12 protein-coding genes are annotated in these 11,798 nt (G+C 50.2%); 2 read left to right on the top strand and 10 right to left on the bottom strand.

Going from position 1 to position 11,798, the window contains the following annotated elements:
* Positions 1-291 precede the first annotated feature (291 nt).
* Genes OMQ46_RS00435 through OMQ46_RS00405 form a run of 7 tightly spaced genes read right to left on the bottom strand, consistent with a single transcriptional unit; the run spans position 292 to position 6,383 of the window.
* Positions 292-621 (bottom strand): SUF system Fe-S cluster assembly protein, encoded by a 330-nt coding sequence (locus OMQ46_RS00435; RefSeq protein ID WP_266234912.1) that lies wholly within the window; start codon positions 619-621, stop codon positions 292-294.
* A 13-nt stretch (positions 622-634) separates the two neighbouring features.
* Positions 635-1,081, bottom strand: coding sequence for a Fe-S cluster assembly sulfur transfer protein SufU (gene sufU / locus OMQ46_RS00430; protein ID WP_266234910.1), 447 nt, complete (start codon positions 1,079-1,081; stop codon positions 635-637).
* Complete coding sequence (locus OMQ46_RS00425; RefSeq protein WP_266234909.1) at positions 1,081-2,340, bottom strand: cysteine desulfurase; 1,260 nt, start codon at positions 2,338-2,340, stop codon at positions 1,081-1,083. The genes sufU and OMQ46_RS00425 overlap by 1 nt, the downstream gene beginning before the upstream one ends.
* A 4-nt stretch (positions 2,341-2,344) precedes the next feature.
* The gene (sufD, locus tag OMQ46_RS00420) at positions 2,345-3,646 is read right to left on the bottom strand and encodes a Fe-S cluster assembly protein SufD (RefSeq protein WP_266234906.1); all 1,302 of its coding nucleotides are present in this window, start codon (positions 3,644-3,646) and stop codon (positions 2,345-2,347) included.
* Positions 3,643-4,404, bottom strand: coding sequence for a Fe-S cluster assembly ATPase SufC (gene sufC, locus OMQ46_RS00415; RefSeq protein ID WP_266234904.1), 762 nt, complete (start codon positions 4,402-4,404; stop codon positions 3,643-3,645). The genes sufD and sufC overlap by 4 nt, the downstream gene beginning before the upstream one ends.
* A 46-nt stretch (positions 4,405-4,450) precedes the next feature.
* The gene (gene sufB / locus OMQ46_RS00410) at positions 4,451-5,899 is read right to left on the bottom strand and encodes a Fe-S cluster assembly protein SufB (protein WP_266234903.1); all 1,449 of its coding nucleotides are present in this window, start codon (positions 5,897-5,899) and stop codon (positions 4,451-4,453) included.
* Positions 5,892-6,383, bottom strand: a complete 492-nt coding sequence (locus tag OMQ46_RS00405) for an SUF system Fe-S cluster assembly regulator (protein WP_266234901.1) — start codon at positions 6,381-6,383, stop codon at positions 5,892-5,894. The genes sufB and OMQ46_RS00405 overlap by 8 nt, the downstream gene beginning before the upstream one ends.
* Positions 6,384-6,622: 239 nt before the next feature.
* On the opposite strand from OMQ46_RS00405, the gene OMQ46_RS00400 reads away from it, so the two are divergent.
* Positions 6,623-7,252, top strand: a complete 630-nt coding sequence (locus tag OMQ46_RS00400; protein WP_266234899.1) for an FKBP-type peptidyl-prolyl cis-trans isomerase — start codon at positions 6,623-6,625, stop codon at positions 7,250-7,252.
* Positions 7,253-7,301: 49 nt separating this feature from the next.
* Here OMQ46_RS00400 and ampD read toward each other — a convergent pair whose 3' ends face one another.
* Positions 7,302-7,850 (bottom strand): 1,6-anhydro-N-acetylmuramyl-L-alanine amidase AmpD, encoded by a 549-nt coding sequence (gene ampD, locus OMQ46_RS00395; protein WP_266234898.1) that lies wholly within the window; start codon positions 7,848-7,850, stop codon positions 7,302-7,304.
* A gap of 78 nt (positions 7,851-7,928) precedes the next feature.
* Here ampD and nadC point away from each other — a divergent pair, with 78 nt between their 5' ends.
* On the top strand, positions 7,929-8,771 hold the full coding sequence (gene nadC / locus OMQ46_RS00390; protein WP_266234896.1) for a carboxylating nicotinate-nucleotide diphosphorylase: 843 nt from the start codon (positions 7,929-7,931) through the stop codon (positions 8,769-8,771).
* A 56-nt stretch (positions 8,772-8,827) separates the two neighbouring features.
* On the opposite strand, the gene OMQ46_RS00385 is transcribed toward nadC, so the two are convergent.
* Together OMQ46_RS00385 and OMQ46_RS00380 are read right to left on the bottom strand one after the other, a co-directional pair.
* Entirely contained in the window at positions 8,828-9,328 is a 501-nt protein-coding gene (locus OMQ46_RS00385) for a PepSY domain-containing protein (protein WP_266234894.1), read from the bottom strand.
* A 62-nt stretch (positions 9,329-9,390) separates the two neighbouring features.
* The gene (locus OMQ46_RS00380) at positions 9,391-11,748 is read right to left on the bottom strand and encodes a TonB-dependent receptor (protein WP_266234893.1); all 2,358 of its coding nucleotides are present in this window, start codon (positions 11,746-11,748) and stop codon (positions 9,391-9,393) included.
* Positions 11,749-11,798: the final 50 nt, after the last annotated feature.

Genomic DNA, 11,798 nt, shown 5'->3' with positions numbered 1-11,798 from the left:
GGAAAAAATCCTATTCTGCAGTTTGTGCGACTTCACATTAACAGCGGGAGGCTGTGATCTGATTCTCAAGAACCACAGAAGGAATTCGGCATATTTAGGAATTATTCCTATAGGTGATCAGGAGTTATGGGGAAATAATGAGACTGAGATTACTTTAATCTCGCATTACTCGTCTGTCATGATGACAGCCCCTTAGAGGTCGGCTCTTGACTCTCACTGTGGGTGGTTTACCACCCACAGGTATTTTTCAGTTTGGTGTATTGGATAAGCTCAGGAGAGCTTGGCAGTATGCTAGAACATGCCCAGTTGCAACTGTGCGGCTTCACTCATCATGTCCTTGGTCCATTGTGGCTCCCATACCAGCTCAACATGCGCTTTTTTGACGCCGGGGACGGACATCACACGCGATTCAACATCACCCGGGAAAGACTGGGCAACCGGGCAGCCGGGGGCTGTCAGCGTCATATCAATATGGACGTTGCCTGAGGTACTGATTTCGATATTGTAGATAAGCCCGAGCTCGTAGATGTTGACCGGGATTTCCGGGTCGTAGATGGTTTTAAGCACCTCGATCACATCTTCTTTGAGCTGTTCCGGGCTGATTTGGTATTGGTCGTTCATCAATCTGCCCTGCTTATTCTGTGGTTACGGATATATCGTGGTCGCTGTCCATCGCGGCATGCACGGTGTGCCAGGATAACGTGGCGCATTTGACGCGAGCCGGGAACTCTTTGACGCCGGCCAGCACTTCCAGTTTGCCGGACAGTTCGCCGCCGCCCGCTTCGCCGGTCAGGGCTTTATGCACATTCTCATAAAGCGCTTCGGCTTCTTCCATGGTTTTGCCTTTCAGAATCTCGGTCATCAGCGAGGCTGAGGCCACGGAAATCGCACAGCCACTGCCCTGAAAGCTGACATCTTCAATCACGCCATCTTTGAGTTTGGCGTAAACCACCAGCGCATCACCACACAGCGGGTTATTGCCATGCGCCATATGATTGGCATCGGTGATCTCACGGAAATTACGCGGATTCTTTTTGTGATCCATGATCACTTGTTGATAGAGATCTCTTAAATCACTCATCAGGCAAACAACTCCTGTGTGGTTTTGATGGCATTAACCAGCGCATCAATTTCCTGCTCGGTGTTATAGAACGCGAAGGAAGCCCGTGCCGTTGCGGCGATGCCATAGAACTCCATCACTGGCTGGGCACAGTGGTGACCGGCACGAATCGCGACCCCCTGCTGGTCGAAAATGGTACCGACATCATGGGGATGCACATCTTCAATCATGAACGACAACACGCTGGCTTTATTTTTGGCGGTACCGATAATACGAATACCATCAATAGCTTCCAGCTTCGCTGTAGCAACTTCCAGCAGGTGATGTTCATAGGCAGCCAGCTTATCGATGCCGATAGCCTGCATATAATCAATCGCTGCGCCCAGTCCGACGGCACCGGCAATATGCGGTGTGCCGGCTTCAAATTTGTATGGCAGCGTGTTGTATTCGGTATGGCTAAAGCTGACCGAGAGGATCATATCGCCCCCGCCCTGCCATGGCGGCATCGCTTCCAGCAGTGCCTGTTTGCCATAGAGCGCACCGATACCGGTGGGCGCAAACATTTTATGACCGGAAAAGACGTAAAAGTCACAATCCAGATCCTGCACATCGACAGCGATATGCGGCACCGCCTGGGCGCCATCTACCAGCACTGGAATCGATTTAGCTTTGGCCTGACCGATCATTGCCTTAATAGGATTGATGGTGCCCAACGCATTCGACACATGACCAATCGCCAGGATTTTGGTGCGTTCGTTCAGCAGGCTGTCGAAATCGCTGAGATCCAGTTCACCGGATTCAGTCATGGGAATGACTTTCAGTTTGGCGCCAGTCTGCTCACACACCATCTGCCACGGCACGATATTGGCGTGATGCTCGATATGGCTGATCAGAATCTCGTCACCCGACTTGATCTGCGGGCGCACAAAGCTCTGTGCCACCAGGTTGATGGCTTCGGTGGCACCGCGAACAAAGACAATTTCTTTGTCTGATTTAGCATTCAGGAAACCACGGACTTTATCGCGAGCGCCTTCATAAGCATCGGTCGCGCGCTGGCTCAGCTTGTGTACACCACGGTGGACGTTGGCATTGTCCAGACGATAGTAGGCGTCGACCGCTTCAATCACCTGAACCGGTTTCTGACTGCTGGCGGCATTATCCAGATAGGCCAGCGGGTTGCCGTTAATGTCCTGATTCAGAATCGGGAAGTCACGTCGGATCGCTTCAACATCAAAGTCGGTTTCAGGAAACGGCACAGCTTTTAATTCGGTTTGTGTCATGCAATCACGCCCCTTTCGGTAACCGTTTTTCTATGACATTAGACAAGGCCTGACGCATAGGTGCTGACTTAATCCGTTGCAATACATCGACGGCAAAAGCATAAGTCAGCAGGCTGCGGGCAGCTGTTTCGTCCAAACCACGGGCACGCAGGAAAAACAGGTGCTGTTCATCAATCTGACCGACGGTACTGCCGTGGGCACATTTGACGTCATCGGCATAGATTTCCAGTTCCGGTTTGGTATCGATTTCACAGCTGCGAGACAGCAACAGGTTCTTGTTGCTCTGGCTGGAATCGGTTTTCTGGGCATCTTTGTGCACATTCACCTTACCGTTAAATACGGCATGGCTGTTGCCATCAAGCACGCCTTTGTATACCTCATCACTGGTGGTGTTGGGCACGGCATGATCGATACGCGTGTGGTTATCGACATGCTGGTCACCAGTGACCAGATAAAGACCATCCAGCGTGACGTGCGCTTCTTCACCCAGCAACTGGCTGTGAATATCATTACGCGCCAGTTTGCCGCCCAGTGAAATATTATTGGTATGCCAGTTACTGCCGGCCGCCTGTTTTGAGGCCAGGGTCGCGATATGGTAATGCGCCAAGGATTCGTGCTGCAGTTTGAAGTGATTCAACGTGGCTTTTTCATCCAGCTTCACTTCGGTCACCACATTGGTGAAACCTTCGGTGTCTGCCAAGCTGACATAGTGCTCCAGCAAGGTCACTTCCGCATCCGCTTCAACCTGAACCAGATTACGCAAGTGGCTGGCCAGCTTTTGGTTTTCAGCGGTACTGATAACCAGGAGTTCAACTGGTTTGCTGATGGTTTTGCCCGCATTCACCTGTAGCACCAGACCGTCTTGCATCAACATGGTGTTGATGGCATTCAGACCCGGTTTCTCTAAATCGATCTGCTCACCCAGCATAGACTGGGCATTGTCGAGCCCCTCTGCCAGTGGCTTGATAGACAGGCCTTCTTCCAGGTCTTCAAGCTCGGACAATTCAACACTGAAACGGCCGTCAATAATGACAAAGCGATAGGCATCTTCCAATGCAGCCACGTGTGCCAACTCGGTTTTATCCAGGCTGACTGCATTGGCATCGTGACTGAAACCTTCCTGGCTTAAAGACCACAGAGAGGTGTATTTCCAGTCCTCAACTTTTTTCGCCGGCAAGCCGTGGCGTTCAAACTGCGCACGGGCTTTGTCGCGCAGTTGCTGCAACCAGCCGAGTTCAGTGCCCGGCAGGGTTTTGGCAGAAGCCACTTCGCCAAATGGCGTTGTGATTTCAGTTAACTGTTTCATGCGGTTTGACCTTCCGGTGCATCGTGAACCCAGCTGTAACCGGATTTCTCCAATTCTTTAGCCAGTTCCTTGTCGCCGGATTTAACAATTTTGCCTTCAGACAATACATGGACGAAGTCCGGCACGATATGGTCGAGAAGACGCTGGTAGTGCGTAATCATGACGATCGAACGATCTTCAGCACGCAGGGCATTGACCCCTTCAGCAACAACACGCAGTGCGTCGATGTCGAGACCGGAGTCGGTTTCATCAAGAATCGCCAGTGCCGGTTCCAGGACCGCCATCTGCAGAATCTCGTTGCGTTTTTTCTCACCGCCTGAGAAGCCTTCGTTCACATTACGGTGCAGGAACTGTTCATCCATTTTGACCAGCTTCATGCGGTCACGGACGAGATTCAGGAAGTCAATCGCATCAACTTCATCCAGCCCCTGATATTTGCGAACCGCGTTCAGGGCAGCTTTCAGCAGATAGATATTGCTGACACCCGGGATTTCTACCGGATATTGGAAAGCCAGAAACACACCACGCTGAGCGCGTTCTTCCGGTTCCAGGTCCAGCAGGTTTTCACCTTTATAGATGACTTCGCCCTGTGTCACTTCATAGCCGTCACGGCCGGCAAGCACATTGGACAATGTACTTTTGCCTGCGCCGTTCGGGCCCATGATGGCGTGGACTTCGCCTGGATTGACGGTCATATTGATGCCGCGGAGGATTTCTTTCCCTTCAACGCTGGCATGCAGGTTTTTAATTTCTAACATGTATAAGTCTCTATATTTCTGAAAATCCGAATGGGTTCTCGTTCGTTTAACCGACGGAACCTTCTAATGACAAACCGAGCAGGTTCTGCGCTTCGACTGCGAATTCCATCGGCAGCTCACGAATGACCTGTTTGCAGAAACCGTTCACAATCATCGAGACCGCATCTTCGGCATCCAAACCGCGCTGCTTACAATAGAACAGCTGGTCTTCGCTGATTTTTGATGTCGAGGCCTCGTGCTCCACCTTCGCTGTCGGGTTTTTCACCTCAATATATGGGAAGGTGTGGGCACCGCATTTGTCGCCCATCAGCAATGAGTCGCACTCGGTGTAGTTACGGGCATTTTCTGCATTGGGCCCGACACGAACCAGGCCGCGATAGGCGTTTTGTGAACGGCCGGCAGAAATACCTTTGGAGATGATGGTCGAGCTGGTGTTTTTACCCAGATGTATCATCTTGGTACCTGTATCGGCCTGTTGCATGTTGTTGGTGACCGCCACGGAGTAGAACTCACCGATAGAGTTGTCACCCTGCAGGACGACACTGGGATATTTCCAGGTGATGGCTGAACCGGTTTCCACCTGAGTCCAGGACACTTTGGAGGACTCACCACGGCAGGCAGCACGTTTGGTGACAAAGTTGTAGATGCCACCCTTACCGTTTTCATCACCGGGATACCAGTTCTGCACGGTGGAGTATTTGATTTCAGCCCGATCCAGCGCGACCAGTTCTACGACAGCAGCGTGAAGCTGGTTTTCATCACGCATCGGTGCGGTACAGCCTTCCAGATAGCTGACATAAGCGTCGTCGTCAGCAATGATCAGCGTACGTTCGAACTGACCGGTATTAGCCGCGTTGATACGGAAGTAGGTCGACAGTTCCATCGGGCAACGCACACCTTTGGGAATGTAGACGAAAGAACCGTCACTGAAGACCGCTGAGTTCAGCGCTGCGTAGTAGTTGTCCTTATAAGGCACCACACTGCCCAGATATTTTTCAACCAGTTCCGGGTGTTCTTTCACGGCCTGAGAGATAGGCATAAAGATAATGCCCTCTTCTGCCAGCTTGTCCTGGAAAGTACTGGCCACAGACACACTGTCAAACACCGCATCGACGGCAACACCGGCGAGACGGGCACGTTCATCCAGTGGCACACCCAGTTTTTCATAGGTACGCAACAGCTCCGGATCGACTTCATCCAGACTTTTCGGACCGTCGTCTTTTTTCTTCGGCGCTGAGTAATAGCTGATTTGCTGATAGTCGATCTCAGGATAATGCACATGCGCCCATTCCGGCGTGTCCATGGTCAGCCAGTGGCGATAGGCTTTCAGGCGCCATTCCAGCATGAACTCAGGCTCTCCCTTGATACGGGAGATTTCACGGACAACCTCTTCACTCAGGCCTGGCGGCAGACTTTCTGCCTCAATGTCGGTAACAAAACCGGCCTTGTATTCTCTTTGAGTAATCGACTCAAGTTGTTGACTTTGCTCAGTCATGAAACTCACCATCCTGTATTGTTGCTTTACTCATCCCGGCTGCAGATGAGTAGAATCTAATTGGGCTTATCCCCGATGTATTCTGCGATGTCAGCATATCTGAGAGCTTAACTTCATCCAGTGCGTGAAACACCGCGTTGTTAATGCGCGTCCAGTTAGTCTGGACCGCACAGTGCGTTTCCTGCTCACAGTGGCTTTCACCACTGACACATTCGGTCAGGGCTATGGGGCCTTCAATGGCCGTAATGATTTCCGCTACTGAAATCTGTTCCGCTTCCCGACTCAGGCTGTAACCACCTGCGACGCCACGTTCCGATTGCAGGAGACCTTCATGGGATAAAGACTTCAATACTTTCCTGACGGTGGGTAACGGCACCTTTACCGCATCGGCGATGGCGTGAGCACTGTGCTGCTGTCTGGCGTGCGTTGCCAGATAGCTCATCAGCACAATGCCGTAATCCGTCAGTTTTCCCATTCGCAGCATAGCTGAACCTCCTAATTGGTACTATTATAGTATCAATTAAGACAATAACCAAGTGTTTTGCTCAGATATTGACGCGGGTCGAGTGAAAATTCCGTTGATTTCGCGTATGGTGATGAACTTTAAAACATGCAATTGTACTAAATTCCGCAACGCCTATTGAGTTAAATTCCAACCAGAGAGCCTAATAAATGAAATTAAAAGCACTGATTTTTTTACCCTTATTATTTGGAGCAAACGTAATGGCTGATGATCACGCCGCAACCCTGGACACAGACAAGCAGAAACTGAGCTACATCTTTGGTATTCAGGTCGGACAAAACATGCTGCAGGAAGGCGTCGAATTGGAACTGGACGCATTCAAAGCAGGTGTTGCCGACATGATGGCAGGTAACGAGCCACAACTGGATCAGGCCACGGCAGAAAAAGTGATTCAGGAATACCAGGCAGCAAAAGCCCAGGAAATGGCGAAAGTCATGAACGAAAAACAGGCTGAAGCAAAAGCCTACATGGCCGAAAATGCCAAGAAAGAAGGCGTTGTCACCACTGACAGCGGACTGCAATACGAAATCATCAAAGAAGGCGATGGTGCGACACCGACTGAAAACGATAAAGTCATCGCGCATTACAAAGGCACCCTGCTCGACGGTACCGTCTTTGACAGCTCTTATGACCGCGGCGAACCAGCCACTTTCCCGGTTAACGGTGTCATTCAGGGCTGGCAGGAAGCACTGCAGATGATGAAAGAAGGCGGAAAATGGCGCATCGTCGTCCCGGCCAACCTCGCCTATGGTCCACGTGGGGCGGGTCAGCTGATTGGTCCCAACGAAACACTGATTTTCGATATCGAACTGATCGCTATCACACAATAAGGCAAATGCCTGCCGTTGAAAAAGCCGCCCGAGGGCGGCTTTTTTTATGTCAGTCCAGTAGCTGTCTCAGGTAATCCCATTCGAAAAACGGCCCCGGATCCGTTTTGCGTCCAGGCGCAATATGTTCATGACCGGCAATTCGCTCATAATTGAGCTGGGGGTAAGCCTTACATAAAGCGCTGATAACCGCAGCCAGCTGATGATACTGGGTATCATCAAAGGGCTTGTCATCACAGCCTTCAAGCTCGATACCTATCGTAAAATCATTGCAGCGTTCCCTGCCTTGCCAGCTTGATACGCCCGCGTGCCAGGCCCGTTGATGAAATGGTACAAACTGAACCAGCTCCCCATTACGTCTTATCAATAGATGAGAGGAGACTTTCAGACCCTTCAGTTGTTCGAAATAGGGATGTTGTGAGCTGTCCAGCTGGTTCAGAAACAAGTCATCAATAAACCGTTGGCCGAACTCCCCGGGAGGCAGACTGATGTTGTGAATGACAATGCCTTGAATATCCGTCGGGTCGGGACGCTCATCATGGTTGGGTGATAAGTAGAACACCGCCTCATTGCAGCGTCCCTGTGTCAGATCAATGTTCAAACAGGCATTCCCTCAATGTCGTAGATTATTCAGTCTTCACGCGTTACCCTATTGAGTTTTTCAGTAAAGAGCCTTTCAATGACCATTGAAAACCCGTTACCGTCTGCGTTTATCGACTCCCAAGTCAAGCTTGCCCTGCTGGAGGACGTCGGTCAACAGGATCTGACTGCCAATCTGATTCCGGCAGAGTCTATCGCCGAGGCCCAGCTAATCACGCGTCAGGACGCCGTGTTATGTGGCCGTGACTGGTTCAACGCAGTCTTCAGTCGTCTTGATGACCGTATTCAAATTGAATGGCTGGCAGCGGATGGGGATGCGCTTGCTGCAGACGCTATCATCTGTCGAATAAAAGGCCCAGCGCGCGCAGTTCTGACCGGTGAGCGCACAGCAATGAACTTTTTGCAGACATTATCTGCAACGGCAACAAGCGCCAGGCAATATGCGGATGCCGTTGCCGGACTGCCGGTCAAAGTGCTGGATACCCGCAAAACATTACCGGGTTGGCGGGTGGCACAAAAATACGCTGTGCGATGCGGCGGCTGCTTTAATCACCGCTTCGGACTCTATGATGGGATTCTCATCAAGGAAAATCATATCAATGCAGCCGGTTCTATTGCTGCAGCAGTATCACAGGCGCAATCACTGAATGCTGGTGTCCCTATCGAAGTGGAAGTGGAAAACCTGGATGAACTGAATCACGCACTGAATGCCGGTGCGGATATTGTGCTGCTGGATAACTTCGAACTTCAAACACTGAAACAAGCCGTGGCTATCAATGACAAAAAAGCCTTGCTGGAAGCATCCGGTGGTATCAGCCTGGCCAATATTCGTGAGATTGCTGAAACCGGCGTGGATAGGATTTCAGTCGGCGCTTTGACCAAGGATATTCAGGCCGTGGATTTATCACTGCGCTTTCAATAAAAAACCGCAGTTGAACATTGTCAGACTGCGGTTAACAAACGTCTAAAGATCAGAGATTATTCAAGACCCACTTGCCACAGCTCCTCGTTGGTTTCGACCACCTCACCGGTAGCTGCGTCAATTTCAATTTTTATCTCGCTGCCTTCGTAGGTATCAATGTCAAACTCATACGAGGAATCACCGTTGGACTCAATCTCGTATTCGACCTCGATGATTTCTCCAGGATAGAGCGCCAGTGCAATCGCTCTGGCTTCTTCTTCGTTGAATTTAACGTTTCTCTTGAACAGCGGATGGTTGGGATGATCCACCTCCTGTTCCAGCTCGATTAACTCACCCGAAGACTTCAGACACTCGACATCCCAGTCCTTACCATCCAATGCTCTGATATCAAACTCGTAAACTTCACGCCCATTTTCAAGCTTGAGTTCAACTTTGATGACATGGCCGTTACGCGCATTTAAAGCGACATCCAGACAGGTTTCAAACAGCTGGTTGTTATCAGCTGCAAGACTGGTTATTGGCCAGAACAGAATGACGGGTATTAAGGTTTTCAGCATGCTTGGTCCTGAAATAAATTGGGCCACCCGAAGGTAGCCCAATGTTGAAATTAAGCTGTGCTTTACAGCGTCAGCTTGAAGCCAATCCAACCTGCTCTGGGCGCACCGGGACCAACAAAGCGAGGGTTTTCATATTGTTCCAACCCAGCTTCACCCGGTTCACCGTACAGGCCGAAAGATTCGTACTCGTTATCAAAAACGTTATCTATACGGCCAAAGAACTCAAAGTTCTCAGTGACTTTGTATCGTCCATGCAGATTAAATACAGTATAGCCTTCGATCTTTTTATCAACGTTGGCTTCATCACCACGGAAGTACTGACTGGAGCGGTATGAAGCTGTTGTACCCAGTGAGAGCTTTTCTGTAAACGCATAATCAAAGCCAACATTGATGTTGTGCTCAGGCTGATTCGGCAATCTATCACCTTTACTGACAGAAAAGACTTCATCTTCCTCATTCACTTCACGGCTATAGGAGAAGTTGTCTTCGAATGTCGCACGGATGTATGAATAGTGTGCAAACCAACTCAGTTTGTTAACGGCACCGTTTGCACTTAATTCCAGACCAGCACGTGCTGTTTTATCAATGTTATCGAAGACACCTGTGTTTAATACCGGTGTGTCATCATCGGCATCGTTGAAGAAGAACAGGTCATCTTCCAGCTCTGTGTAAAACACACCGGCTGACCAGTTGAAGTTAGCCTGTTGACCACGCAGACCGGCTTCAACTGTTCTGGCCACGACATCATCTAATGGCGGATCAGCAAGGAATGCATTGGGGTATGCACAAGGTGAATCCGGCTCAGCACATGTCAGTTCTGACGGCGTTGGTGCACGGTTGGACTCACTATAGTTGGCATAGGTGGTCAGGTTCTCTGTCAATGCATAAGTGGCACCGACCGATGGGTTAAACCGCTTGAAGTCATGCGTATTGCCAGACTCATTCAAGTCTTGGGTCCCACCTTGGCTGGTGCCTGAAATATCAATCGCGATCCAGTTGTATCGACCACCGACAGTCAAATCCAGACGCTCTGTGAGGCTGTGAGTATTGGTGAAGAAAATGCTGTAAGTGTTAGTGTCGATTTCTCCATCGACGCGTTCATCCAGCAACTCAATTCCCGTGCCATCAGTGCCCCGGGTCTCAGTCAGGTAAGCGATCTCAGAGCTGGCAGAGTAATCCACTTTGGAGCGGTCAAAGGAGACACCGACTGTCAGTTGGTTCTCTCTGCCAAAGAGGTCATTGAATGAAGTTGTCTGGACACCAAAGCCCCAGCTGTCCTGTTCAGTTTGACTCCGGTTATTCAGGCCCAGACCTTCAACCTCAAAGTCACCATCTTCCAACTCTGCCTCAACGTCATAGGCAGGGTTATCAAAATCGCCCAGAGTAACCGCACCTGCACTGGTTCTGATCGGGTTACCATCATCATCAATAATCTGACTACCTGCGGCATCACCATCCGCCTCAAACTCACCGCCATCGCCATTGAACGAACTACGGTCGCTTCTGCGGTAGTAGGTGTTGGCAGCTAACATTGTGGTGTCATTAATCCAATGTGAGCCATTCAGAGTGAACATGCGGAGTTCATTTTGCGTGTTATCTGGATAGGTGAAAACGGCATCGCGATCTGCCGCAACAAGTTCGACTGGTGAAGCGCCGTTACCATTCAAATCACTATCAACAGCCGTGATACCAAAGTCCAGCGTGGTGTCTTCGTTGGCATAGCTTAAGTTCGAGAAAAACTGCTCTACGCGTGAGGGTGAAAAGTCACGCCAGCCATCTTCTTTGGTAATGGAACCAGTCACATAATAAGCCAGGTTCCCATCGCTACCACCACTCTCAATCGTGCCTGAATCACGACCGAATGAACCGGTGTAAGCCTCAAAGCTATGACCGGGATGCGTGAAACCTGTTTTTGTTCTGATTGACAGTGCACCACCCAGGGTATTGAGGCCAAACACAGGGTTTGAACCGGACACCAGGTCAATATCTGCAATCGCCGCTTCCGGCAGTAATTCGAAGTTAATCGCATCACCGAATGGTTCATTGACACGAATACCATCCATGTAGACGGACAGGCCCTGGGCACTACCGACCAATGGTGAAGCGGTAAACCCGCGATAATTCAAATTAGGCTGAAAAGGATTATTCTGAGCAGCGCTGATGTTGACACTGCCCATGGTTCGATTCAGTAAATCGGATAAATCCAGGCTCTGGACTCTTTCTATATCACTGGCATCAGCCGATTGTGTTTTCGTTGGAATTCTATCGGCTTCCAGACCAACACCACCAATGGGTGTTGTACCGATTACCTTGATATCACTCAGCTCTACCTGATCCTCATCTGCAGCGAGGACCGGGGCTGACACCAGCGCAGAGGCCAGCATCAGACTTAATGCTTTCTTTTTATGCGGAACTTGCATTACTCATTACTCTCCCGAAATCTTTTATCGTTGTTATGGTTATAGTCAAA

This window comes from Methylophaga sp. OBS1 (assembly GCF_026319365.1).
This window is presented reverse-complemented; position numbering and strand designations above follow the sequence as displayed.